Origin of the sequence: Streptomyces sp. NPDC053367 (assembly GCF_044545925.1) — a bacterium.
Taxonomy (GTDB): Bacteria; Actinomycetota; Actinomycetes; order Streptomycetales; family Streptomycetaceae; genus Streptomyces.
This window is the reverse complement of sequence record NZ_JBITYN010000003.1, coordinates 367298-391100: the sequence shown is the minus strand read 5'-3', so window position 1 is coordinate 391100 and position 23803 is coordinate 367298. Positions and strand designations below refer to the sequence as shown.

At 74.0% G+C, this 23803-nt stretch carries 25 protein-coding genes; 12 read left to right on the top strand and 13 right to left on the bottom strand.

Annotated features, from left to right (window positions below):
• The first annotated feature begins 15 nt into the window (after nucleotides 1-15).
• A complete protein-coding gene (locus tag ACIGXJ_RS11435; protein ID WP_399643226.1) occupies nucleotides 16-3180 on the top strand; it encodes an ATP-binding protein in 3165 nt (1054 codons plus the stop codon).
• Here the strand turns inward: ACIGXJ_RS11435 and ACIGXJ_RS11430 are convergent.
• Both ACIGXJ_RS11430 and ACIGXJ_RS11425 read right to left on the bottom strand, forming a co-directional pair.
• Nucleotides 3158-3949, bottom strand: a complete 792-nt coding sequence (locus ACIGXJ_RS11430) for an ABC transporter permease (protein ID WP_399643224.1) — start codon at nucleotides 3947-3949, stop codon at nucleotides 3158-3160. The two genes, ACIGXJ_RS11435 and ACIGXJ_RS11430, sit on opposite strands and share 23 nt — an antisense overlap.
• Complete coding sequence (locus ACIGXJ_RS11425; RefSeq protein WP_399643222.1) at nucleotides 3946-4947, bottom strand: ATP-binding cassette domain-containing protein; 1002 nt, start codon at nucleotides 4945-4947, stop codon at nucleotides 3946-3948. Before ACIGXJ_RS11425 ends, ACIGXJ_RS11430 begins: the two co-directional genes overlap by 4 nt.
• Before the next feature lie 263 nt (nucleotides 4948-5210).
• On the opposite strand from ACIGXJ_RS11425, the gene ACIGXJ_RS11420 reads away from it, so the two are divergent.
• Together ACIGXJ_RS11420 and ACIGXJ_RS11415 are read left to right on the top strand one after the other, a co-directional pair.
• Entirely contained in the window at nucleotides 5211-5612 is a 402-nt protein-coding gene (locus ACIGXJ_RS11420) for a hypothetical protein (protein WP_399643220.1), read from the top strand.
• Between the two features lie 87 nt (nucleotides 5613-5699).
• The gene (locus ACIGXJ_RS11415) at nucleotides 5700-6383 is read left to right on the top strand and encodes a DUF6766 family protein (protein WP_399643218.1); all 684 of its coding nucleotides are present in this window, start codon (nucleotides 5700-5702) and stop codon (nucleotides 6381-6383) included.
• A gap of 7 nt (nucleotides 6384-6390) precedes the next feature.
• Here ACIGXJ_RS11415 and ACIGXJ_RS11410 read toward each other — a convergent pair whose 3' ends face one another.
• The 4 genes from ACIGXJ_RS11410 to ACIGXJ_RS11395 are packed head-to-tail and all read right to left on the bottom strand — an operon-like array spanning nucleotide 6391 to nucleotide 8300.
• A complete protein-coding gene (locus ACIGXJ_RS11410; RefSeq protein ID WP_399643216.1) occupies nucleotides 6391-6828 on the bottom strand; it encodes a hypothetical protein in 438 nt (145 codons plus the stop codon).
• Nucleotides 6812-7303 carry an RNA polymerase sigma factor gene (locus tag ACIGXJ_RS11405; protein ID WP_399643214.1) on the bottom strand — a complete coding sequence of 164 codons (492 nt, stop codon included), beginning with the start codon at nucleotides 7301-7303 and terminating at the stop codon, nucleotides 6812-6814. The genes ACIGXJ_RS11410 and ACIGXJ_RS11405 overlap by 17 nt, the downstream gene beginning before the upstream one ends.
• Nucleotides 7300-7908 (bottom strand): class F sortase, encoded by a 609-nt coding sequence (locus ACIGXJ_RS11400; protein WP_399643212.1) that lies wholly within the window; start codon nucleotides 7906-7908, stop codon nucleotides 7300-7302. The genes ACIGXJ_RS11405 and ACIGXJ_RS11400 overlap by 4 nt, the downstream gene beginning before the upstream one ends.
• Nucleotides 7905-8300 carry a sortase-dependent protein gene (locus ACIGXJ_RS11395; RefSeq protein ID WP_399643210.1) on the bottom strand — a complete coding sequence of 132 codons (396 nt, stop codon included), beginning with the start codon at nucleotides 8298-8300 and terminating at the stop codon, nucleotides 7905-7907. Before ACIGXJ_RS11395 ends, ACIGXJ_RS11400 begins: the two co-directional genes overlap by 4 nt.
• Nucleotides 8301-8504: 204 nt before the next feature.
• On the opposite strand from ACIGXJ_RS11395, the gene ACIGXJ_RS11390 reads away from it, so the two are divergent.
• A complete protein-coding gene (locus ACIGXJ_RS11390; protein WP_399643208.1) occupies nucleotides 8505-8870 on the top strand; it encodes a luciferase family protein in 366 nt (121 codons plus the stop codon).
• 18 nt (nucleotides 8871-8888) lie between these two features.
• On the opposite strand, the gene ACIGXJ_RS11385 is transcribed toward ACIGXJ_RS11390, so the two are convergent.
• Nucleotides 8889-9842, bottom strand: coding sequence for a Dyp-type peroxidase (locus ACIGXJ_RS11385; RefSeq protein WP_399643206.1), 954 nt, complete (start codon nucleotides 9840-9842; stop codon nucleotides 8889-8891).
• A gap of 196 nt (nucleotides 9843-10038) precedes the next feature.
• Nucleotides 10039-11091 (bottom strand): aldo/keto reductase, encoded by a 1053-nt coding sequence (locus tag ACIGXJ_RS11380; RefSeq protein ID WP_399643694.1) that lies wholly within the window; start codon nucleotides 11089-11091, stop codon nucleotides 10039-10041.
• 252 nt (nucleotides 11092-11343) lie between these two features.
• Here ACIGXJ_RS11380 and ACIGXJ_RS11375 point away from each other — a divergent pair, with 252 nt between their 5' ends.
• The 5 genes from ACIGXJ_RS11375 to ACIGXJ_RS11355 all read left to right on the top strand — a co-directional run bounded on the left by ACIGXJ_RS11375 (nucleotide 11344) and on the right by ACIGXJ_RS11355 (nucleotide 15794).
• Nucleotides 11344-11829: a hypothetical protein gene (locus tag ACIGXJ_RS11375; RefSeq protein WP_399643204.1), complete on the top strand. Its 486-nt coding sequence runs from the start codon at nucleotides 11344-11346 to the stop codon at nucleotides 11827-11829.
• Between the two features lie 140 nt (nucleotides 11830-11969).
• The gene (locus tag ACIGXJ_RS11370; protein ID WP_399643202.1) at nucleotides 11970-13094 is read left to right on the top strand and encodes an aminopeptidase P family protein; all 1125 of its coding nucleotides are present in this window, start codon (nucleotides 11970-11972) and stop codon (nucleotides 13092-13094) included.
• Between the two features lie 40 nt (nucleotides 13095-13134).
• A complete protein-coding gene (locus ACIGXJ_RS11365) occupies nucleotides 13135-14097 on the top strand; it encodes a nucleoside hydrolase (RefSeq protein ID WP_399643201.1) in 963 nt (320 codons plus the stop codon).
• 122 nt (nucleotides 14098-14219) lie between these two features.
• Nucleotides 14220-14891 (top strand): hypothetical protein, encoded by a 672-nt coding sequence (locus ACIGXJ_RS11360; protein ID WP_399643199.1) that lies wholly within the window; start codon nucleotides 14220-14222, stop codon nucleotides 14889-14891.
• Between the two features lie 120 nt (nucleotides 14892-15011).
• Entirely contained in the window at nucleotides 15012-15794 is a 783-nt protein-coding gene (locus ACIGXJ_RS11355; protein ID WP_399643197.1) for a hypothetical protein, read from the top strand.
• Between the two features lie 18 nt (nucleotides 15795-15812).
• Here the strand turns inward: ACIGXJ_RS11355 and ACIGXJ_RS11350 are convergent, their stop codons facing one another.
• Together ACIGXJ_RS11350 and ACIGXJ_RS11345 are read right to left on the bottom strand one after the other, a co-directional pair.
• Entirely contained in the window at nucleotides 15813-16559 is a 747-nt protein-coding gene (locus tag ACIGXJ_RS11350; RefSeq protein ID WP_399643195.1) for a GAF and ANTAR domain-containing protein, read from the bottom strand.
• Nucleotides 16560-16729: 170 nt separating this feature from the next.
• Nucleotides 16730-18079, bottom strand: a complete 1350-nt coding sequence (locus ACIGXJ_RS11345) for a helix-turn-helix domain-containing protein (RefSeq protein ID WP_399643193.1) — start codon at nucleotides 18077-18079, stop codon at nucleotides 16730-16732.
• A 108-nt stretch (nucleotides 18080-18187) separates the two neighbouring features.
• Here ACIGXJ_RS11345 and ACIGXJ_RS11340 point away from each other — a divergent pair, with 108 nt between their 5' ends.
• Nucleotides 18188-19492, top strand: coding sequence for a M64 family metallopeptidase (locus ACIGXJ_RS11340; protein ID WP_399643190.1), 1305 nt, complete (start codon nucleotides 18188-18190; stop codon nucleotides 19490-19492).
• On the opposite strand, the gene ACIGXJ_RS11335 is transcribed toward ACIGXJ_RS11340, so the two are convergent.
• Together ACIGXJ_RS11335 and ACIGXJ_RS11330 are read right to left on the bottom strand one after the other, a co-directional pair.
• On the bottom strand, nucleotides 19473-19721 hold the full coding sequence (locus tag ACIGXJ_RS11335) for a DUF397 domain-containing protein (protein ID WP_399643188.1): 249 nt from the start codon (nucleotides 19719-19721) through the stop codon (nucleotides 19473-19475). The genes ACIGXJ_RS11340 and ACIGXJ_RS11335 overlap by 20 nt on opposite strands.
• On the bottom strand, nucleotides 19699-20529 hold the full coding sequence (locus tag ACIGXJ_RS11330) for a helix-turn-helix domain-containing protein (protein WP_399643187.1): 831 nt from the start codon (nucleotides 20527-20529) through the stop codon (nucleotides 19699-19701). The genes ACIGXJ_RS11335 and ACIGXJ_RS11330 overlap by 23 nt, the downstream gene beginning before the upstream one ends.
• Before the next feature lie 116 nt (nucleotides 20530-20645).
• On the opposite strand from ACIGXJ_RS11330, the gene ACIGXJ_RS11325 reads away from it, so the two are divergent.
• Nucleotides 20646-20966, top strand: a complete 321-nt coding sequence (locus ACIGXJ_RS11325) for a DUF6401 family natural product biosynthesis protein (RefSeq protein ID WP_399643185.1) — start codon at nucleotides 20646-20648, stop codon at nucleotides 20964-20966.
• 1 nt (nucleotide 20967) lies between these two features.
• Here the strand turns inward: ACIGXJ_RS11325 and ACIGXJ_RS11320 are convergent, their stop codons facing one another.
• Nucleotides 20968-21780, bottom strand: coding sequence for a hypothetical protein (locus ACIGXJ_RS11320; protein WP_399643183.1), 813 nt, complete (start codon nucleotides 21778-21780; stop codon nucleotides 20968-20970).
• A gap of 168 nt (nucleotides 21781-21948) precedes the next feature.
• Here ACIGXJ_RS11320 and ACIGXJ_RS11315 point away from each other — a divergent pair, with 168 nt between their 5' ends.
• A complete protein-coding gene (locus ACIGXJ_RS11315) occupies nucleotides 21949-23772 on the top strand; it encodes an Ig-like domain repeat protein (RefSeq protein ID WP_399643181.1) in 1824 nt (607 codons plus the stop codon).
• Nucleotides 23773-23803: the final 31 nt, after the last annotated feature.

The window sequence follows — 23803 nt, the reverse complement described above, 5'->3', positions numbered from 1 at the left end:
GCCTAGGCTGCCGATATGACCACCGAGTTGACGCTGCTGGACCAAGTCGCCTTCCGGGGGCGGGAGATCAGTGCGCCGCGCCTGCGGGGGCTGCTGGCGCTGCTGGCGGAGGACCTGCGGGGCGGGTGCAGCACCGGGCGGCTGGTGGAGGGCCTGTGGGACGGGGAGCTGCCGGAGCGGCCGGGCAAGGCCGTGCAGGTCCTGGTGTCACGGCTGAGGGGGCAGCTCGGGGCGGAGGTCGTCCTGAGCACGCCGACGGGGTACCGGCTGGGGCTCGACGAGACGCAGGTCGACAGTTCGGCGCTGCTGCTGTGCGAGGCGGCCTGCGGCGAGCGGGCCCGGGCCGGGGATCACGCCGGGGCGCTCGCGCAGGCCGAGGCGGGGCTGGCGCTGTGGGACGGGAGCGTGGGCGCCGGGTCCGGTGAGGAGCTGTACGACCCGGTGGTGGCGCTGCGCGCCGCGCGGGCCGGGGCGTACCGGGCGCTGCTGCGGGGGCGGGCCCTGGCGCTGGCGCGGCTGGGGCGGCGGGCGGAGGCCGTGCAGCCGCTGGCCGCGCTGGCGCGGGAGCTGCCGCGGGACGAGGAGGTGCTGGCGGAGCTGCTGCGCTGCGAGGCGGCCACCGCGGGCCGGGCGGCGGCGCTGACCCGGTACGACGCCTACCGGCGCGGGCTGCGCGAGGAGCTGGGCACCGACCCGGGGCCCCGACTGCGTTCGGTGCACCAGGAGTTGCTGAGCGCGGACGCGCCTCGTGTCCGGCAGGGCGTGCCGCACGAGCCGAACCCGCTGCTGGGGCGGGACACCGACGTCACCGCGGTGACGGAGCTGCTGCGCGAGGCGCGCGTGGTGACCGTGACGGGTCCGGGCGGGCTGGGCAAGACGCGTCTGTCCCACGCGGTGAGCCGGGCGGTCGAGCAGCGGGTCGTGCACTTCGTGCCGCTGGCCGGTGTCACGGCCGACGAGGACGTGGCGGGTGAGGTCGCCTCGGCCGTCGGGGCGGGCGAGGGCCTGCAGTTCGCGGGCGGCCCGGACGGCGGGGACCCGGTCGCGGGGATCGCCGCCGCGCTGGGCACGCGGCCCGTGCTGCTGGTGCTGGACAACTGCGAGCACGTGGTGCGCGGCGCCGCCGGGCTGGTGCGGGAGCTGGTGTCGCGGTCCAAGGAGCTGCGGGTCCTGGCCACCAGCCGGGCCCCGCTGGGGCTGACCTCGGAGTCCGTGTACGCGCTGCCGGAGCTGTCGCTTGAGACGTCGGTCGAGCTGTTCGGGCAGCGGGCCCGGGCGGCGCGGCCAGGGGTGGAGCTGGACCCGGAAACGGTCGCCGAGATCTGCCGGCACCTGGACGGGCTGCCGCTGGCCGTCGAACTCGCCGCCGCCCGGGTGCGGGTGCTGTCCGTGGCGGACATCTGCCGCCGGCTGCGGGACCGTTTCGCGCTGCTGCGCGGCGGCGCCCGGGACGCGCCCGAGCGGCACCGCACGCTGCGGGCCGTGGTCGAGTGGAGCTGGAACCTGCTGGAGGCGGACGGCCGGTCGGCCCTGCGCGCGCTGTCGGTGTTCCCCGGCGGGTTCACCGGGGACGCCGCCGAGTACCTGCTCGGCGGGGGCGCGCACGGCGACGGGGACGGTGACGCGCTGGCCCTGCTGGAGCAGCTCGCCGACCAGTCCCTGATCAAGGTGACCGACAGCCCTTCCGGGGTGCGCTTCCACATGCTGGAGACGCTGCGGGAGTTCAGCACCGCCCGGCGTGCCGAGGCCGGTGAGGAGGAGGCGGTGACCGACCGGTTCCTCGACTGGGCGCGGGAGTTCGGACGGGCGCACCACGACGTGCTGTTCAGCGGCGACCCCGTGCCCGCCTGGACCCGTATCCGGGCCGAACAGGACAACCTGGTCGCGGCGCTGCGGCACGCGCTGTCCCGCTCCGACGGTCCCTCCCTCGCGGCCCTGACCGCCGTACTGGCCTCGCTGTGGGCGACCGACACCAACTTCCCGCGGCTCACCGCGCTGGCCGCCGAGACCGGCGGGCCGCTGTCGCACTTCCGGCCGGGGCCCGAGGACGTCGAGCCGGCCCGCAGCGCGGCCGCCGTGTGCACGGCCAGCCTGTTCATGGGGCACGGCCCGCACGCCCTGCGCCAGTGGGTGACGCTGCGCAGGCTGCCGCCCGCCCCGCCGGACACGCTGCTGCGGGCGCTGTCCCTCGTCCTGTGCGCCGTACCGGACATCCACCCGCCCGGGTACGCGCGGCTGGAGGAGCTGTGCGACGCGGACGAGCCGCTGCTCGCGGGGGTGGCGGCGTGCGTCGCCAGCTATGTGTGGGAGTCGGAGCACCGCACCGAACGGGCGCTGGAGTACGCCCGGCGGACGCTGCGGGCGCTGGCGCCGCTCGGGAATCCGAGCATGCTGCTGCTCGGCCACGGCCGGATCAGCGAGCTGTGTCTGCAGACCGAGCGGGGCGCGGAGGCGTACGAGCATCTGCGGGCCGCGCTGGACGTGCTCGGCGAGTTCGGCGACTGGTCGGACTCGATCGGGGTGCGCTGGGGGCTGGTGATGGCCTGTCTCCAGCGTGGCGAGGTCGACGAGGCGGAGTACTGGCTGGGCCTCGCGGCGATGGACGAGCCGACGGTGCCCGACCAGATCTACGCCCCCGACCTGCCGGCCCGCGCGGAACTGGCGCTGGCCCGCGGGCTGACCGAGGTGGGGCTCGGGCTGTGGCGGCGGGCGGTCGAGCGGGTGGACGCGGACGGCCTGCTCCACGAGGGCGACCCGTTCGTGGCGCCGTGGTCGCTGCAGGTCCGGTCGGCCACGCTGGCCGCGCACGCCCGGCACGGCCGGCTGGAGCCGGTGGCCGCGCTGCCCGGCGAGCTGCGCACCCGGCTGCTGGCCCTGCTGTCCGGCACCCCCGGTGAGGGCTCCCCGGTGGAGGCGCCCGTCCACGGCACGGTCCTGCTGGCGCTCGGTCTCGCCGGGCTCGCCGCGGGCGACCGGTCGGCCGTACGGCTGGTGGCACTGGCGGAACGCATGCCGGTGCTGCGGGACTTTCCCTCGCTGTCCTCGGCGCGCTCCCGGGAGGCGGCCGAGCGCGCCGACGGGGCGGCGTACGCCGACGCGAGGTCGAGGTACGCCGCCCTGGGGCCGCAGGAGCTGCGGGCCGAGGCCCTGCGGGAGCTCACCGGCGCGGCTCGCGGTTGAACGTCGACCGGGCCCAGCGGTAGCCGAGGACGGTCAGGCCGAGGCACCAGGCGACGGCCAGCACGGCGTTCTGCGTGCCGATCCCGGTGCCGAGCAGCAGGCCGCGCAGGGTCTCGATGGCGGGCGTGAACGGCTGGTACTCGGCGACCGGCCGGAACCAGCCGGGCATCGCGTCGAGCGGCACGAACGCGCTGGACAGCAGCGGCAGCAGGATCAGCGGGGTGGCGTTGTTGCTGGCGGCCTCGGCGTTCGGGCTGACCAGGCCCATGCCGACGGCGATCCAGGTGAGCGCGGTGGCGAACAGGACGAGCAGTCCGAACGCGGCGAGCCACTCCAGGACGGTGGCGTCGGTGGAGCGGAAGCCGATGGCCACGCCGACGGCGCCGACGAGGACGACGCTGAGCACCGACTGCAGGACGCTGCCGATGACGTGCCCGGTGATGACGGAACCGCGGTGGATCGCCAACGTGCGGAAGCGGGCCATGATGCCCTCGGTCATGTCGTTGGAGACGGAGACCGCGGTGCCGACGACCGTGGAGCCGATGGTCATCAGCAGCAGGCCGGGGACGACGTAGGCGATGTAGTCGGAGCGGTTCCCGCCGCCCATGCCCGCGCTCATCGTGTCGCCGAAGACGTACACGAAGAGCAGCAGCAGCATGATCGGGGTGAGCAGCAGGTTCAGCGTGAGGGACGGGTAGCGGCGGGCGTGCAGCAGGTTGCGCCGCAGCATGGTCATGGTGTCGCGGACGGCGAGGGCGGCGGCGGTCATCGGACGGTCTCCTTCGAGGGCGAGGCGGTCTGGGCGGGGACGGTGCTGCCGGTCAGGGCGAAGAACACGTCGTCGAGGTCGGGGGTGTGCACGGACAGCTCGTCGGCCTCCACGCCGGCGCTGTCGAGCCAGTCGAGGATGGCGCGCAGTTCGCGCTGGGTGCCGTCGCTGGGGACCTGGAGGGTGAGGGCGTCGTCGTCGCGGGTGGTCTCGCGCAGGACGGTCGCGGCGTTCTCGTAGGCCACGGGGTCGGAGAAGCGCAGCCGGACGTGCCCGCCGGGGACGAGCCGCTTGAGCTCGTCCGCGGTGCCCTCGGCGACGAGCCTGCCGCCGTGGAGGACGGCGATGCGGTCGGCGAGCTGGTCGGCCTCCTCCAGGTACTGGGTGGTGAGGAAGACGGTGGTGCCGCCGGAGACCAGTTCGCGGATGATCTGCCACATGTTGTGCCGGGAGCGCGGGTCGAGGCCGGTCGTCGGCTCGTCGAGGAAGATGATCCGCGGGCTGCCGACCAGGGTCATGGCGATGTCCAGGCGCCGCTTCATGCCGCCGGAGTAGGTGGCGGCGGGCTTCTTCGCGGCCTCGGTGAGGTCGAAGCGTTCCAGCAGCTCGGCCGTGACCCGGCGGCCCTCGCCGCGGGACAGGTGCTGGAGGTCGGCCATCAGCAGCATGTTCTCCTCGCCGGTGATCAGGCCGTCCACGGCGGAGAACTGCCCGGTGAGACCGATCGCGGCCCGCACCTTCTGCGCCTCGGCGGCGAGGTCGTGGCCGGCGATCCTGGCCCCACCCGCGTCGGCGGAGATCAGCGTGGTGAGGATGTTCACGGCGGTGGTCTTGCCGGCGCCGTTGGGGCCGAGGAGCGAGAACACCGTGCCGGCCGGCACCTGGAGGTCGATGCCGTCGAGGACCGTCTTGTCGCCGTAGGCCTTCCGCAGCCCGGTGGCCACGATCGCGGGTTCCTGGTCGGTCGTGCGGTGTGGCGTGCGGTGTGTCGTCGTCATGCCGAGGACTGTGCGGCCCGGGCGGTTCACCGCGGTTTCAGGCCGGTTTCAGCGCGGCGGGGCGGGGCCGGGGCGGTGAAACCGGGGCGCCGGTGCGGGGGACCCCAGGGCAGGGCGGCGGGCGACGGCGGAGGGAAGATCCGGCCTCCCCCGGCAGCCGCCTCCCGAAGTAACCCGCCGCCCCGTCCCGGCGCGGCTGCCCCGCGGGGAGGCCGGGCCGGGCCAGCATGGGCCTCCCGTCACGACTCGACCCGGGAGGTCCCTTGCGGCGCTGGAGGTGGGTGGCCCTGGTCGCGGTGGCGGCCGGTCTGGCCGGCTGTGCGACGCTCGGCGAGCGGGAGACGGCCGCCTCACGGGCGGCGCAGCGTTTCGCCGAGAGCGTCCGGCGGGAGGACGGCCCGCGCGCCTGCGCGGCACTGGCCCCCGAGACCCGGCAGGAGCTGGAGCAGTCGGCCGAGTCGCCCTGCCCAGAGGCCCTGCTCCAGGAGGACCTGTCCTACCGCGGCCGGGTCCGCTCGGTGCAGGTCTACGGGCAGCAGGCCCAGGTCGTGCTCGACGGCGACACCCTGTTCCTGTCCCGCTTCCCCACCGGCTGGCGGGTCACCGCGGCGGGCTGCGAGCCCCGCCCGCAGCGGCCGTACCAGTGCCAGGTCAAGGGCGGGTGAGGCGGCGATGCGTTCCCTGTTCGTGCTGCTGCTGGTGGTGGTGTGCGGTGGTCTCGCCTACTTCACCGCGCTGGGGCTGATGCACCGATGAGCGGCTTCACCCGGTATCTCAGGCACAACGGCCTCACCCTCGCCTTCGGCACCGCGTTCCTGCTGACCCTGGCGGGGCAGGCCGTGTCGGGGCACGCCGAGTTCAACAACCAGCTCGTCGCCGACGGCCTGCCCGAGCTGAGCTTCCCCGACTACCTGGCGACCTCCGACTTCGCCGTGGACGTCACCGAGAACTGGCAGTCGGAGTACCTGCAGTTCTTCCTCTACGTCTTCGCCACCGTCTGGCTGCTCCAGCGCGGCTCGCCCGAGTCCAAGGAACTGCACAAGGCGGGCCCGGAGAGCGACGAGGAGCAGATGGTCGGCCCGCACGCCGTCGGCTCCTCACCGCGCTGGGCGTCCGCCGGGGGCTGGCGGCAGCGGGTGTACGGGCGGTCGCTGGGCATCGTGTTCGCGTTCCTCTTCCTCTGGTCCTGGCTGGCCCAGTCGATCGCCGGCACGGCCGCCTACAACGAGGAGCAACTGCGCGACCTGCAGGGGCCCTTGACCTGGTCGGAGTACCTCGGTACGGCCGACTTCTGGAACCGCACCCTGCAGAACTGGCAGTCCGAGCTGCTGGCCGTGGCCTCGATGGCCATCCTGTCGGTGTATCTGCGCCAGCGCGGCTCCCCCGAGTCCAAGCCGGTCGGCGCCGCGCACAGCTCGACCGGCGTCGAGGGCTGAGCGCACGTCAGCCGGTGGGTGTGGGGACAGTGGTGGGGGTCGGGGTGGGCGCCTCGGTGGCGGGGACGCTCGGTGCGCCGGTCTGGGCCGGGGACTCCGATGGGCGCGGCGGCAGGGACGGGACCGGCGACGGCGTGGCTCCGACCGTCGGTGACCCGCTCGCGGGAGCGGGCGGACCGCTCGTCGGCGCGGGGGCGAGCGGCGGCGCCGGACGGACCGGGGTGTCCGGGCCCGCGAGGTACACCGGGAGCGCGGCCAGGGCGAGCGCCGCGCAGGTCAGTCCGGCGCCCGCGGCGGTCCGCAGCAGCCGGCGGCGGGACGCGGCCCGGCGCAGGGCCGCGTAGTGGCCGGGCGGCGGGGGGAGGTGCCCGCCGGGCGGGCCGAGGAGCACGGTGAGCGGGTCGTCGCCGGGGAAGTCCTCGTCGTCGTCAAACCGTGTGGTCAAGGCTTCTCCTCAGGTGGGCGCGGAGCAGTTCGCGGGCCGCGTGCAGGTCGGCCTTGACGGTTCCTTCCTTGCGTCCGGTCAGCACGGACACCTCCCGGATCGGCATGTCAGCGTAGTAGTGCAGCAGGATCGGGATGCGCAGCCGGTCGGGCAGCGACTGCACCAGCAGCCGCACCGACGGGTCGGCCTGTTCGGGGTGCGGCCGCACCGCCGCCTCCGTCGTGGCCCGGCGCACCGCGTGCCGCTCGCGCTCCAGCTTGCGCCAGTGGTCGCGGACGAGGTTGGCCGCGGTGACGTAGAGGAAGCCGCGCGGCTCCGCCACCTTCGTCCAGCGCGCCCACAGCCGGGTGAACGCCTCCGAGGCGATCTCGTGCGCGGTCTCGTCGTCGTCGACGAGGCGCCGGCACCAGCCGGCCAGGCGCGGGTACAGGGCGGCGAACAGTTCGGAGGCCGCCTGGTCGCGGGACCGTTTCAACCCTCGGGGCTCCCCTGGATCAGCGCGGCGGACACGATCACGTTGTCGCGGTACTCGTCCCCGGTCCGGGGGCCGCCGCAGGTGATCAGCCGCAGCTCGGGGCGGCTGACGTCACCGTAGACGTCGTCCGTGGGGAAGTCGGCCTTGGGCACCGTGCGTACGGCGGTCACCGCGAACACCGCGGTACGGCCGTTGCGCAGCCGCACCTCGGCCCGGTCGCCGCGGCGCAGCCGGGCCAGGTGGCGGAAGACGCCGTCGCCGTAGGCGCCGACGGTGACATGGCCGAGCAGGACCGACGGGCCGGTCGTGCCGGGTGCGGGCGAGTGCCGGTACCAGCCGGCCCGGTCGTGCTCGGTGACGGGCGGCACCTCGACGGTGCCGTCCTCGGCGAGTCCGAGCGAGATGACCGGGGTGTCGACGCCGGCGGCCGGTATCCGCAGCCGCACCGGCTCGGAGCGGGGGAGGGGCCGGGCGGCGGGGCGGGGGGACGCGCCGGTCCTCCCGGCGGGCCGGCCGTCGCCGCCGCCTCCCCCGCAGCCGGTGAGGAGCGCGGCCGCGCTCGCCGCACCGGCCGCCGCGAAGGCCCGCCTGGACAGTGCGGTCATGCCCCGGTCGCCCGCCGACGCCGTACGACGAGGACGGCCGCGCCCGACGCGGCGAGCAGGGTGGCCGCCCCGGCCGCACCGGCCCCGGTGTGCGACGGGCCGGCCGTGGCGGCCACGCCGGTGTCGGGGGCGCCGCTCGGCACGACGGACACCTGGCCGCCGTCCGGGGCCTGCGTCGGCACCGGGGACGGCACGGCGGACGCCGGTGCCTCCGTCGGCACGGGGGACGGTGCCTCGCTCGGCACGGCACTGGGCGTGGGGACGGGCGTGGCCGGGGGCAGGGTGGGGGAGGCGGAGGGCGCCGGGGCCGGGCTGTCGGCGAAGGCGGCCCCGCCGCCCGCCAGCACGGCGGCACAGGCAACGGCCAGGGCACTCAGGACGGTGCGTCGCATGGGTCTCGTCTCTCTCGTCGGTGACGGATCGTGCTCAGAGACGAGGCGGCGACCGACCGGGTTGTAAAGGGATGGCAAAGCCGTTCGCGGATTCCGGCCGGTCCGCGCGGCGGTCGGCTCGTGGCCAGGACCGGGAAGCTCACGGCAGCGTTACGGAACGCTCAACCTCTGGTGTCCGGGGGGTGTTGCGGCGACCATGGGCGCATGACTCCGGCCCAGCGCGCCCGGGAACGTCTCGCCGTCTGGCCCGACCTCACTCCGGGTCCGGCCGACTGCGGCACGGGCCCGGCGCTTCGCTCCCCGTACGGCGAGATCGTCCACTTCCACACCGGCCGCGACGTCGACCTGCATCTCACCGACTCGGCGCTCCAGCGCTGGTCCGCCGACCTGCGGGAGTCCACCGCGGTCCGGCTGGTGCCGGGCTCGCGCTGGGTGACCGTCCACCTCGACTGCGACACGGACGTCGACCTGCTGCTGAGCCTGGTGAGCATGGCCCTCAAGGCCCAGCAGACGGAAGGGGACCACTCGGGCTGCAATCTGCACCGGGTGACCGTGCTGCCGCGCGACTGAGCCGGGCCGGAAGTCCCCTCAGGTGTCGGCCAGTTCCTCCAGGAAGTCCGCCGACGGCACGAAGAACTGCGTCCCCGTCACCGCCCGTGAGAAGTCCAGCAGCGGGTCGGGGCCGGTGTCCTCGGTGCCGAGGAACATACGGCGCAGCATCGTCCCGGGGATGTCGGGGTCGGCGGCGTAGGCGATGAAGTAGGTGCCGAACTCGCCGTGTCCCGGCCGCCCGAAGGGCATCGCGCCGCGCAGGATGCGCCGTTCGGCGCCCTCGGCGTCCGTGACGGTGTTGACGTCGACGTGCGAGCCGGGCGCGTGGATCTCCAGGTTGGTCAGCTTGGTGCGGCCGACCGTGCGTTCCTGCTCCTCGACCGACAGCTTCTCCCAGGCGTCGACCTCGTGCAGGTACTTCTGGACGAGGGCGTAACTCCCGCCACGGAAGCGGGGGTCCTCGTCGCCGACGAGCGCGGTGTCGGCGGCGTCCGGCCCGACGGGGTTCTCGGTGCCGTCCACGAAGCCCAGAAGATTGCGGGAGTCGAAGGAGGCGAACGCCTGCACCTCGTCCTGCACGACGGCCGTGTCACCGAGCCGCCGCATGATCTCCGCGGCCAGCGCGAAGCACAGGTCGGGCCGCTCGGCGCGGATGTGGAACAGCAGGTCGCCCGGGGTGGCCACGGCCCGGTGCCGGGGGCCGGCCAGCTCCCGGAAGGGCCGCAGCAGGGCCGGGCGCCGCCCGCCCACCAGCCGGTCCCAGCCCTGCGCGCCGATCCCGGCGACCAAGGACAGCCGCCCCTCGGGCCGGCCGAAGCCGATCGCCCGCGCGAGGCCCGCCGACTCCGCCAGCAGCGCGCGCGTACGGTCCTCACCGCCGGGCTGGACGGTGAGGACGAGGAACACCGCCGCGGCGGTCGGCGCCTGAAGGACGGGCTGCGGCCGCGCCGGCCGGGGCCGCGCAGGGTCCGACGGCAAGGGCGACGTCATGGGCTCCCCTCTCGTTCCCGGGCACGCCCCGCCGAGGGCGCCCCCGCCCCCCGCCCGGGCGAACACCGGGCCGGTCTCGCGCAGGGGTCACGATGCCCTACGCCCGTCCGGCCGTCACCTGCCCGCACCCCTCACACCGGAGCACGCCCCGGGTGCGCGGTGCGCCTCAGCGCCCGCGATGCGCCCGCGATGCGCGTCAGACCGCCGCGGCCCGCTCCGCCCGCGGCCGGCGGCGCAGCGCCGGGTCGGTGAGCGAGACCGGCTGCCAGACGCCGTCCGCCCGGTACAGGTCCGTGCCCGGCGGCACGATCTCGTCGATGCGGTCCAGCGCCTCGTCCGGCAGCGTCAGCGACGCGCCCTTGAGCAGCCCCTGGAGCTGGTCCATCGTGCGCGGGCCCAGGATCACCGAGGTCACGGCCGGGTGCACCAGCGGGAAGGCGACCGCCAGTTCCGGCAGCGTACAGCCCAAGTCGTCCGCCACCCCGATCAGTTGCTCGACGGCGTCCAACTTCCTGACGTTCTCCGGCAGCTCGGGGTCGAAGCGCCAGGGTGTGAGGGCGGCGCGGCCCGCGCTCATGTCCACGGCCCCGCCCCTGCGGTACCTGCCGGTGAGGAACCCGGACGCGAGCGGCGCCCAGGTCAGCGTGCCCATGCCGTAGCGGGCGCAGGTCGGCAGGACGGCGCGCTCCACGCCGCGCGCCAGCAGCGAGTAGGGCGGCTGCTCGGTGCGGAAGCGCGGCAGGGCGCGCCGCTCGGCGACGTGGTGGGACTCGGCGATCTCCTCGGCCGGGAAGGCCGAGCAGCCGAACGTCCGTATCTTGCCCTGCCGTTGCAGGTCTCCGAGGACCGACAGGGTCTCCTCGACGTCGGTCGTGGGGTCGGGCCGGTGCACCTGGTACAGGTCGATCCAGTCGGTGCCGAGCCGGGTGAGGCTCTCCTCGACGGCACGGGTGATCCAGCGGCGGGAGTTGCCGCTGCGGTTGCGGCCCTCGCCCATCGGGAAGTGCACCTTGGTCGCGAGGACGACGTCGTCGCGCCGCCCCCGCAGCGCCTTGCCCACGATCGTCTCGGACTCGCCGGCGGAGTACATGTCGGCGGTGTCCACGAAGTTGATGCCGGCGTCCAGCGCGGCGTGCACGATCCGTACGCAGTCGTCGTGGTCGGCGTTCCCCACGGAACCGAACATCATCGTGCCCAGGCAGTAGCCGCTGACCTCGATACCGGTGCGCCCCAGCGGGCGATAGCGCATGCTCATGCCGCGCACGCTAGGCGCTGGAGCGCACTCCAAGTCCAGCGGCTTCTCCCACCGGACCCACCGGGCCCCGGCGGCCCGTCACTTCGGCTGCTTCCCCTCCGCGGTGCTCTCCGTAGGCAACCGGCTGCCGGGCGTGAACGGGCCGGGAACCCGCCCCCGGGGTGGCAGGAGGCCGGCCGCCGCCGACGTGCGCGGGGAGCGGGGCGGCCCTTCACTGGAGGGAGCCAGGCATCCACGGGAGGCGCTATGCCGGGTTCCCTCACCCGCCGGGCGGCGGGCGCCGCGCTGGTGCTGCTCGCCGGTGCGGCGGCCCTGACCGGCTGCTCGGACGGCGACGGCCCGTCCTCCACCGTCAGCAAGGCCGCGTCCGCGGTGGAGTCGGCCGCCTCGAAGGCCACGGACGCCTGGGCGTCGGCGACCGCGGCGGCCGGCCGGAAGTTCGACGAGATCAAGAACGGCGTCGACGCCGAGGACGACGTGGACCTCGCCGAGGTGTCCGTCGGCTCCGACGGACACGCCACCGCCCGGATCACCGCCGAGAACGACGCCGGCTCCGCCAAGTCCTTCGCCGTGCAGGTCGACTTCAGGGACAAGGACGGCGGCTTCCTGGACGCGGTCGTGGTGACCCTCTCCGACGTGCCGGCGGGCCGGGAGAAGACGGCCACCGCCCGCAGCCACCGCACGGTGGACGGCGAGGTCGACGCGGAGATCTCCCGGGCGGTGCGCTACTGACCGATGCCGATTCACCCGTACGGCGGTACCGGCCGGGCCGGCCGGGGGCGGGGCCCCTCCCCGCTCCCCCGGGCCCGGAAGGCCGGTCGGAGCCGAGGCGGACGACCAGGGACAGGGAACACCATGGGACAGAGGACGCCATGACCGAGGCACCGGCGCCGTTCACGGAACGGGACTACGCCGAGCGCATGCGGCGCGCCACGCAGGACGCGGTCGCCGCCGGGCTCTCCGGGCTGCTCGTCACGCCCGGCCCCGACATGGTGTGGCTGTGCGGCTACCAGCCCACCGCGTACACCGAGCGCCTCACCCTGCTGGTCCTCGCCCCCGACGCCCCGCCGCGCCTGCTGGTGCCCGCGCTGGAGCGCCCCGACGCCGAGTCCGCGCCGGGCGCGGGCGCGCTGCCGATCACGGAGTGGCGCGACGGCGAGGACCCGTACGCCGCCGCGGCCGGTCTGCTGCGGCCCGACGGCCGCTACGGCGTGTCCGACTCGGCGTGGGCGCTGCATCTGCTGGGGCTGCAGGAGGCGCTGCCGCGGACGGCGTACCGGGCGCTGACGACCTCGCTGCCGATGCTGCGGGCGGTGAAGGACGAGCAGGAGATCGCGCGGCTCGCGGCGGCCGGCGCGGCGGCGGACGCCACGTACGAGGAGCTGCTGTCGGTGCGGTTCGCCGGCCGCAGGGAGTACGAGGTCGCCGCGGACCTGACCCGGCTGCTGCTCGAGCACGGCCACGAGCAGGTCGACTTCACGGTCGTCGGCTCGGGCCCCAACGGCGCCAACCCGCACCACGAGGCCGGCGACCGGGTCATCGAGCAGGGCGACATGATCGTGCTGGACTTCGGGGGCCTGCTCGACGGCTACGGCTCCGACACCACCCGCACCGTGCACGTCGGCGAGCCCACCCGCGAGGAGTCCCGCGTCCACGGCATCGTCCGCGAGGCCCAGCAGGAGGCCGTCGAGGCGGTACGCCCCGGGGTGCCCTGCCAGCTCATCGACCGGGTCGCCCGCGCGGTCATCGAGAACGCCGGGTACGGCGACCACTTCATCCACCGCACCGGCCACGGCATCGGCGTCACCACCCACGAACCGCCGTACATGGTGGAGGGCGAGGAACAGCCCCTCGTCCCCGGCATGTGCTTCTCCGTCGAGCCCGGCATCTACCTGCCGGGCCGCTTCGGTGTGCGCATCGAGGACATCGTGACCGTGACGGCGGACGGAAGCCGGCGGCTGAACAACACGGACCGGGCGATGGCGGTGGTCGAATGAGGTCTTCGCGGTGTCCGCGTCCGGTGAGAGGAGCTCCGTCGTGACCGGTCAGCCCGTTCCGGTGATCATCGACTGCGACACGGGGGTGGACGACGCCCTGGCGCTGCTGTTCGCCGTACGCCACCCGGGGCTCGACCTGCGGGCAGTGACGTGTGTCGCCGGGAACACGGACGTGGACGGGGTCGTCCGCAACACGCTCGTCGTGCTGGAGCGGGCCGGCGCGCCGGACATCCCCGTCGCGCGGGGCGCCGAGCGGCCGCTGATCGAGGCGCCGCGGTCGGCGCGGCATGTGCACGGGGAAGACGGGATGGGCGACCTGGGGCTGCCCGCGCCGGTCCGCACTCCCGTGGAGCTGGACGCGGTGGCGCTGCTGCGCCGGGAGATCCTGGCCTGCCCGCGCCCGGTCACGCTGATCCCCACCGCGCCGCTGACGAACATCGCGCTGCTGCTGCGCACCCACCCGGAGGTCGTCGGCAACATCGAGCGGATCGTGTTCATGGGCGGGGCGGTGGCCTGCGGCAACGCGACACCGGTCGCCGAGTTCAACGTGTGGCACGACCCGGAGGCGGCGGCGATGCTGCTGACCGCGGACGTGCCGGTCACGATGTACGGGCTCGACGTGTTCCAGCGGGTCCTGGTGCCGGGCCCGGACGTACGGCGGCTGCGGGCGAGCGCGGAGCCCGGGGCGCGGCTGGCGGGCGAGCTGCTGGCCCACCGCCCGGCCACGCCCGACGAGGACGGCGACGACCCGGCGGGCGGTATCGGCGACGCGGGCGCGGTGTGCGCGGTCGCCGACCCGGCCGGCCTGACCACCCGGCTGCTGCCCGTGGAGGTGTCCCTCGCGCCCGGCCCCACCCGCGGGCAGACCATCGTCGACCGCCGCCCCCGCCCCGGCGAGGCCGAGATCCACGGCGGCGGCCGCGAGCGGTCCCTCGTCGAGGTCGCCCTGGACGTCGACGTGAACCGCTACGTCAGGCTCTACCTGGACACCGTGGAGGTCTGACGGGCCCGGCCCCGGCCGCGCGCTCCCCACGGCTTGCGTCCGCGTGCCACCGGAACGCCCGTCTGATCGTCTTCCTCCTGGGCAACGCCGTTGCCGCCGGGGGAGCAGCAGGGGGAGCAGACGTGCGCGCGAGATCTTTCACCCGTCATGAACCGGCCTTCGTGGCCGCGCTGGCCTTCGCGACGGTCGCGGCGGCGGTGGTGCTGGGCCGGCCGGGCCTGGAGACGGTCGTCGGCTGCGGCGGCGGCAACGACCCGTGGCCGTCCCAGACGGCCCGGCACTGGGTGACGTACGCCGACCATGTGCTGGTGGCGTCCCCGGTGTCGGAGGAGGAGACGAACCTGCGGGAGTACGAGAAGGGCGCGGTGCTCCACGAGACGGACCGCCTGGTCGCCTTCCGCACCGACAGCCTCCTGTGGAGCGCGGACCGCCCGGCCCACGCGCTGGGCCGCGACTTCCGCCTGACGGCCCCCGGCTGGGCCACCTACCGCGCCACCGGCAACCGCGCGAAGCTCACCACCGCCGACGCCCCGCGCCTGGAGCCCGGCCACACCTACCTCCTGGCGCTGCGCTGGGACTCCGGCGAGTGGACCCCGCTCGGCGAGGGCGCCGCGGTGCCCTTCGACGACCATGTCGTGGGCCGCGGCGAGTGGTGCGGGCGGGTGCTGTCCGAGCAGGACGTCGCCCGCGGTGAACGCTTCTCCCGCCGCGACGACCGGAGCCTGGAGGAGACCCTGCTGGGGCGGGGCGAGGCGGCGGTGAGCCGGGAACTGGGCCGGGCGGAGGGCAGGTGAGCCGGCCTTCCGGGGGCGCGCCGGCTCACCCGGACGGACCGCCGCGCTGGTGAGGGGGGCGGCCGGGTGGTGCGGTTGATCCACGTCCCCTCGCCGCAAGTCCCCCCGGAGGCACCCTTGATGACCCTCCTTCCGCCGCGCCCCGTCGTCGCCTCCCTGCTGTGCGCGGGCGCGCTGCTGGCCACGAGCGCCTGTTCCGCCATCGTCATGGAGCGGGCCGCCGCCCCGTCCGGCTCCGCCTCCCCCGCGACCGCGCGCCCCCCGAGGTCCAGCGCGCCGCCCTCACCGGCCGCCCAGCCCGCGCTGACCGACGCGCAGGCGCAGGACGCGCTGATCAGCGAGGCCGACCTGGGGGAGCCGTGGGCGCCGACGCAGGGGGCCGCTACCTGGCGGGACGCGTTCCTGAAGGCGACGGCCACGCAGCCGGACTGCGCGCGGCTGCTGGACGCGCTGTACACCGACGAGCTGCTCGGCGCGCCGGGCCGTGCGGCGGTCGGCCTGGACGACGGCTGGGACGAGGCCCAGCTGCGCCATCAGGTCGCCGTGCGGCCGAGGGCCGAGGTGGACCGGGCGCTGGAATGGCTGGCGTCCCTGCCGGGCAGGTGCGCCCGGTTCACGGCGACGGCGGCCCTCGGCCGCTCGCTGGAGGTGACGGTGACGGACCTGCCGCTGCCGGAGGCCGGGGACGCCCGGCAGGGCCTGCTGGTCACCGTGACGGAGGAGGCCGGCGACGAGCCGCTGACGCTCACCCTGCTGGCGGCGGCCGTGCGGGTCGGCGACGACGCGTTCACCGTCACCAGCGGCGGCCTGGGCGACGTACCGCCCGAGGTGGTCGACGCGGCGGTGGACCTGGGCGCCCGGCGTCTGGCGGAGGTCCGCCGCCAGGGGAGGGTGCAGGTGTGAGCGCCCGCGCCTGATCCGCTACGGGGTCAGGTCCGGTTCGAGGCGCACCCGGTGCGTGACGATGTCCCGGGCCGCCTCCGGAAGGGTGCGGCCGCGGGCGAAGGCGTGGGCGCGCAGCCGGGCCAGCGCCTCGTCGGCGGCGATGCGCAGCCGGGCCATGATCATGCCGACGGCCTGGTGGACCGTGTCGTGCGCGGCGGCCAGCTCGCCGAGCCAGGGCGCCCGCCGTCCGTCCGCGTCGCCGTCCTCGGACTCGCCCTCCTCCCCGCGCTGCAGGGTGGTCAGCGCGACCGTCACCACGCCGGCCACGAGCTGGGCCGTGCGCAGGTCCGGGGCGGACAGTTCGCCGGGGGCGTCGCGGCACAGGTCGAGGGTGCCGACGCAGCAGGGGTCGCAGCCGAGCGGCAGGGCGTACAGGGCCCGTACGCCGACGCTGGTGGCGAGGGGCGCGAACACCGGCCAGCGGTCCGCGTCCGGCCCGGCCGACAGGTCCGGGGCGAGGACGGGCGTCCCGGTGCGGGAGGCGTCCAGCGAGGGCCCCTCACCGAGGTCGGTCTGCAGCTCCATCACCTGCGCGGCCCGCTCACTGGTCGCGGTCAGCGGCACCGGCATGCCGTCGCTGCACAGCAGCACGCCCGCACCGCTCATCCGCAGCAGCCCGCCGGCCATGCCGCACAGTCTGCCCAGCAGCTCGCCGGGCTCCGCGCCCCGTACCTCGTCGGCCAGCGCGTCGAGGGCCCGGTCGCGTTCGTCGCTCTGCCCCACGGCGGACCCTCCTCCTCGCGGGACCGGTGTCGCTCCGGGGCCCGCGCGTGGAGCGGCGTCGCCGCAGGTGGCGGCGTCACCGTCCTCCGCTCGCGGGCGCCGTCCGACTACCCGGGGGGTGCCGGGCAAAACCATTCGTCACCGCATCTCCCGAGGGGCCGACGCGGCGGTCACAGGGGCGGCTGGGCGGGTGCGGGTCCGAGGGTGGTCGTGCCGGGGGCCGTACGGTGCCCGAGTCCGGTCCGGTACGCGTCGAGGGCCGCCTCCACCCGCCCGGTGCGCCGCAGCAGATCCCCGAGCATCCGGCACAGGTCGGCGAGGTCCCCGGCGGCTCCGGCCCGCTCCAGCAGGCTGAGGGCGCGGACGTAGTGCTCCTCGGCCGCCTCGGTGTCGCGGGCGTCCTCGGCGATGATGCCGAGCAGCCGGTGGGCGGCGGCGGAGTGCACGGCCCCGCGCTCGGACGACAGGTCCCCGAGGACGCCGTGCAGCAGGGCGGATGCCTCCTCGGACTTCCCGCGCCGGTGCAGTACGTCGGCCAGCTCCACGGCGACCTGGCTGCTGTAGAGGGCGGACCGCTGGGAGGCGAGCATGTCCTGGGCGGCGCGCAGCTCGCTCTCGGCGCGCTCCAGCTCGCCGTTCTGGGCGCAGACGTAGCCGCGCATCCAGTGGCAGTTGGCGAGCTCGGTGCGGATCTTCAGCTGCCGGTACATCTCGGCGGCCTTGGCGAGGGAGGCGTCGGCCTCGGCGACGCGCCCCTCGGCGAGCAGCGTCCGCGCGACGGACCGGTGCATCCGCGCCACCAGCGCCGGGTCGCCGGCCTGCGGGGCCAGCGCGAGGGCGAACTCGGCGGCCTGGGCGGCGCGGGCGTGGGCGCCCATGTCCATGTACGGCGCGATGGCCCCGGTGTAGAGCAGCAGCAGGGCGTCCGGGTCGTGCAGACCGCCCCGGTTGAGCTCGTCGAGGGTGGACTCCAGCAGGTAGACGGCGTACCGAAGTTCACCGGCCAGGTAGTGGGCGACGGCCCGCCCCCGCAGGGCGGGCACCCGGGCGGGCAGCGGCGCGTCGGCGTCGGACAGGACCCGCTCGGCCCGCTCGAAGTGCTCGCGGGCGGCGGTGATGTCCCCGGTGTCCAGGCCGCACTCCCCGAGCCCCAGCAGGGCGGTGGCCTGCTCCTCCACCAGGCCGAGCCCCTCGGCCTCCGCCAGCAGCCCGGCGTACAGCGCGGCGGCCTCCTCGGCCTCCCCGACCGCCAGCGTCCGCTGCGCCTCGGTGAGCCGCAGCCGCAGGTCGGTGGCGAGCCGGGCGGGCCGGCCGGTGGCCAGCTCCTCGAACTCGACGCCGAGCCGCTCGGCGAGATGCCGCAGCGCGTCGTCGGAGGGCCGTACGCGGCCGGCCTCCAGGGTGGAGACATAGGCAGGCGTGTAGACGGGCTCCGCCAACTGCCGCTGTGTGAGGCCCCGTTCGCGCCGGAGCCGCTGCACCCGCCGTCCGATGACCTCGGGGTCGTCCCTCTTGGACATGGGCCTCATCATGCCAACTCACGCCCCGCCCTTGTGCCTTGCTCGACCGAGCCCCTAACTTAAGCGACCAATTAAGCACACTTAACCAGTCTCTATCGAGAGGTCGCCGTGCCCATACGCAACAGCACGCGCACACGCTGGATCGCCTCCCTCGGGGCGGGAATCGCCGCGACGGCGGCCCTGATCGCCGCCGGAAGCGCCGTACCGGCCCAGGCGGCGGGGGGTTCGGGCGACATCCACGAGGTGGAGTACTTCACGTCGGGCCGCCCGCACCACACCGGCGTCCGCACGGACAGGGCCCCCGTCCGGCCGCAGGCCGCCACGGCCACCACCCCGGTCACGCCCTTCCAGCGGACCGGCCCCACGTCGGGCCGCCTGGACCTCGTCGTCATGGGCGACGGCTACACGGCGTCCCAGCAGGGCGACTTCACCGCCGACGCCCGCGAGAAGCTGGAGCAGATCTTCGCGATCGAGCCGTACCGCAGCTACCGGGGCCTGTTCAACATCTGGCTCGTGGAGTCCGCCTCCGCCGACTCGGGTGTCACCGGCGACCCCACCGCCGACGTCACCCGTGACACCGCCCTCGGCTCCTACTTCTTCTGCGACGACATCGAGCGCCTGCTCTGCGTCGACCCGGACGCCGTCACGGCCTACGCGAACAGGGCCCCGGCGGCGGACATCGTCTTCGTGGTCGCCAACTCCGCCAAGTACGGCGGCGCGGGCTACACCTTCGACGAGCCGCCCGCCGGCGCCACGTACCGGGGCATCGCCACGATGTCCTCCGACAACGCGCGCTCCTACCTGATCGGCGCCCATGAACTGGGCCACTCCATCGGCAACCTGGCCGACGAGTACCAGTACGCGGGCTACGGCGCCTACCCCGACCCCGAGCCGGCCACGGTCAACCTCACCACCCACCGCGACCTCGGCACGGCCAAGTGGTACCGCTGGCTGGGCGAGCAGGACCCGACCGGCTCGGCCGTCGGCACGTACGAGGGCGGCGGCTACTACGAGACGGGCATCTACCGCCCGACCGACACCTCGATCATGCGCACCCTCGCCTCCACCGAGTTCAACCTCGTCGGCCGCGAGGCGATGATCGCCGGCTTCTACGCCCACGCGGACGCGCTGACGTCTCCGATCCCGACGACGGTGCCCCTCACTCGGTCGACCCGTGTCACGGTCGACGTGGCCCCGGTGACCGGCCTGGCGGCCCCCACCGTGACCTGGTCGGTCGACGGCAAGCGCGTCACCCGCGCCACGGGCGACCTCTCGGTCACACCGCTGGAACTGGGCGTACGGGGTGCGGGGCCGCACACCATCAGGGCGAGTGTCTCCGACGGTTCAGCGGCCCTGCGTGATCCGGGTGCCCGGGCGGCGGCCACCAACTCCCTTACCTGGTGGCTCCGCTGAGGAAATCGGCCCACGCACGGGGGCTGAGGGTCAGCACCCCGTGCTCGGGGTTCTTGGAGTCGCGCACGGCGATGGCGCGGGGGAGGCCGGCGACCTCGACGCACTCGCCGCCGGTGTTGCCGCTGTAGGACGACTTACGCCAGCGCGCGGCTCCGAGGGTGGCGCACTCCACGCAGTCTCCACCGCTGCTGCCGCTGTACGACGACTTACGCCACTGGCTGCTTCCCATAGCGTTCCTCCATCACGCGAGTGATCAGCGCGGCTGACTCCCTCGGCGAGAGGGCCTCGGCCTGCAGCCGAGCGTAGCCGACCGAACGCTCCCTGATCACTTGCGGATTGGCTGTCATGTGCCCGTGATCGTAGTTCTCGCTGTAGTAGAGGTCGGGGTGGTTTTCGAAGCGCAGGAGGTTGAACGAGCCCATCACCCCGGTGTGCTCTCCAGCGGTGTAGGGCAACACCTGCAATTCCAGCCACGGGTTGCCGAACAGCCCCAGTAGGTGTGCCAGTTGTTCGCGCATTACCTCACGGCCGCCGATCTCGCGGTGCAGGCAGGCCTCGTCCAGCACAGCCCACAGGACCGGCGGCTCCTCGCGTTGCAGTATCTGCTGACGCTCCAACCGCGCGGCGACCATCTCGTCGAGCCGCTCGCTGTGCTCCACGCTCATCACCGCGCGGGCGTAGGCCTTCGTCTGCAGGAGCCCGTACACCAGCTGGCACTGGTATGTGGAGATGTAGGTGGCCTTCGCCTCCATCTCCGCATACGGCTGGAACCAACTCGGTAACTGGCTCTTCAGAACCAGCCCGACCAGCCGCGAGAAGAACCCGTCCGTCAGCAGCGCCGCGTCCACCCGCTCGGCGAACTCCCGGGTGGGAACCTTCGCCGCGGTCTCGATCTGACCGATCAGGGAGCCCGTGCAGAAGACGACGCCCCCCAACTCCTTCTGCGTGAGCCCGGCCGCCTCCCGCTTACGGCGGAGCTCAAAGCCGAAGTAGTCCAACGGCGAGGCGTTCGGGTCGAGTTCGCGCACGTGAACCATGCGACCGAGCGTAACGGCGCCACTCCGCTCCGCTCAGGGGAACCGGGAAATCCCCGTAACGAAAATCACGACAAAACAGCCTCTGCACACCCACCCCGCCCCCTTACCTTGGAGAAATGTCGCCTCTGGCCAGGATCAGCACCTCGTACGGACCCCGCTTCGCGGAGTTCGCGTTCGAGCCTGCCTTCACGGCCGCGGTGGACCAGCACGTGGCGGAGATCAGGGAACGGCTCGGGGTGACGACCCCCGACTTGAGCCCCCGGCCGCCCCATCCCGAGGCGCTCACGGACTACGCGCTGGGCTTTCTGGACGCGCTGGCGGAGATGGACTGGCGCGAACCCGTCGGGCACGACTACGCGGTGTGCCGCCTGACCGCCATCACCTGGCTGGTCAAGCGGCACGGCCTGCTTCCGGAACCCCGTAAGGCCCAGGACTGACTCACCTCTCGGTGGAGCCGGGCGGCATGTCGCGCCGCCCCTCCATGCCCCGGTCCATGCCCATGTCGGTGCGCTCGCGGGCGGGCTGGTTGCGCATGGCGTCCTCGCGGCCGGCCTGGTAGGCGGACATGCTGCCGCGGGCGGACGTGGTCTCCCGCTCGGCGGCGGTCAGCCACCGCTCCCAGCGCTGCCGCATCGGCATGATCATGCCGCCGCCGACACCGACCACGACGACACCGACGATCATGGCGAGGGCGGCGTAGAGGATCGGCCCGGTGATCGCGGTGGCGATGCCGGCCTGGCCGAGCGCGGCGATGACGCCGAGGGCGACGATGGCGGCCCAGGCGATGGCGGCGACCGTACTGCCATAGGGGAGGGACGACAGGGCGCCGGCCACGATGGAGCGCACGGCGTTGGCGATGGCCATGGCCACGACGACGAGGACGACGGCGACGATGCCGCGGGGCAGCCAGGCGACGATGCCGTTGATCATCGAGCTGACCGGGTTGGGCCCGAAGACGCCCAGCGCGAGCTGGATCGTGATCAGCATCAGCGCGTAGAACACGATCCGGCTGATGATCCCGGTCATGTCGTACTTGGAGTCGCGCAGGAGGCGTGCGGTTCCGGCCCGTTCCGAGAGGTTCTCGGAGCCGACCTTGCGCAGGACGCGGTCCAGCACCTTGGAGATCATCTTCGAGATGAACCAGCCGATGGCCAGGATGACGAGGAAGGCGACGAGTTTCGGCACGAACGTGGCGATCTTCGACCAGGCGTCGTTGAGGCCCTGGGTGAAGTCGACGGCGAGGCTGGCCATGGCGGCACTTCCTTCGGTCGGAGGCAGAGGCTCGCGGTTCCCCCTGCATCCGGGATATCAGCGGGCCCGAGCGGGCGGCCCGTTGTGCACCCCCATCCGAGTGGTTGTCAGTGCCGTGACCTAGGGTGCGGCTCTACATTCTTTTCGTACCGGGGGGTTCGAAACAGCGTGCGTATCCGCACTCTTCCGGCTGCCACCGCCCTGGCAGTCCTCTTCAGCTCAGCCGTCCTCACGGCGACGCAGGCATCCGCCGACACCGACCGCCCGGTCGCCGTGTACGACGCGGACGACACCGTCGTGGACGGCGTGCACCAGCGCATCTTCTTCAGCGACCGGTCCCGCGATCAGATCGTCGCCACCACCTACTCGGGCACGGTCGTCGGCACCGTCAGCGGCCTGCCGCAGGTCCGGGACCTCGTGATCACTCCGGACTCCAAGACGGTGTACGCCGCGGTGCAGGGCGCCGACAAGATCGTCGCCATCGACACCGAGCAGCTCACCAAGACCGCCGAGTATCCGACCGGCACGGGGACGATCCCCTCCACGGTCGCCTACACCGACGGCACGGTGTGGTTCGGCTACGGCGACCAATGGGACTCCGGTCTCGGCGCGGTCGACCTGACGCCGCCGGCACCGGAGCCGGCGGAGACGCCCGCACCCGCACCGACCGTGCGCCTCGGGCTGGACGCCGGCCACGACTGGTCCAGCCCGCCCATGCTGTACGCCGACCCGGACAACCCGGGCACGCTCGTCGCGCTGGACGGCCACATCAGCTCAGGGCCGATGGTCGTGTACGACGTCTCCTCGGGCACCCCGGCGATCCGGACCTCGGCCACACCGGGCGGCTTCCACCGGGACGCCGCGCTCAAGCCGGACGGCCAGTCGATCGTGGTGGCCGGTCCCGGCAGCCGCGCGCTGACCGAGTACCGCCTGTCCGACCTGTCGGTGGCGCACACCTACCCGGTCGCGGACCAGCCGCTGTCGGTCGACGTCGCCCCTGACGGCACGGTCGCCGCGACCGTCCGTGACGTGGACGACCTCGGCGACACGTACGTCTTCAGCGGCGGCCCGGCCAAGCCGGCGAGCGTGCGCAACCTGACCCATCAGTGGATGCCGGAGTGGGGCCACCAGCTGAACTGGTCCGCCGACGGGTCCAGGCTGTTCGTGCTCACCGGCGACAGCGAGAACACCCGCTTCCACCGGATCGACGAACCCCGCAAGTACCTCACCACGGCGACGGTCAGCGCGCCGGCCACCGCCCCGCGCGCCAAGCCCCTCACCGTCACCGGGACGCTGGTGTCCGGCGCCAAGCTGCCGGCCGGCACGCCGATCACCGTCACCCGCACCGACATGGAGTCGCCCGACGGCCGGTCCCTCGGCACCAAGACCCTCGGCACCGGCGGCAAGTTCTCCTTCAGCGACACCCCGTACTCCGGCGGCAAGGTCAGGTACACGGTCCGATACGCGGGCGACGCGACGCACACCCCCGCCGCGGCCTCGGACACCGTCGAGGTCTCCCGGGCCACGCCCGCGCTGACCCTGAACAACAACGGCAGGCTGTACAGCTACGGCGCCGACGTGCGGTTCACCGCCCACCTCGGCACCACGTACAAGAACCGCACCGTCGAGCTCTGGGCCGACCCCTTCGGCACCGACCGGCCCAAGCGGCTGATCAGGTCCGGGACCGTCAACTCCGCCGGCAACATCTCCGGCGTCGTCGACATGGCCCGCGACACCACCGTCTACGCCGTCTTCAAGGGCGACTCCCGCTACAAGCCGCGCACCGTCAAGGTCACGGCGTACGCCAAGGTGCGGGTCTCGACCTCCGTGTCCCGGCACTACCGGACGGCGAAGATCGGCTCGACCACGTACGCCTGGTTCCACAAGAACACCAACCCGCTGATCACCACGGCCATGCCCGCCTACCCGGGCCGCATGCAGCGCTTCGACCTCCAGGCCTACTACCAGGGCGGCTGGCACACCCTGGCTTAGGAGTACTTCACGCTCGGCACCGACGGCAGGT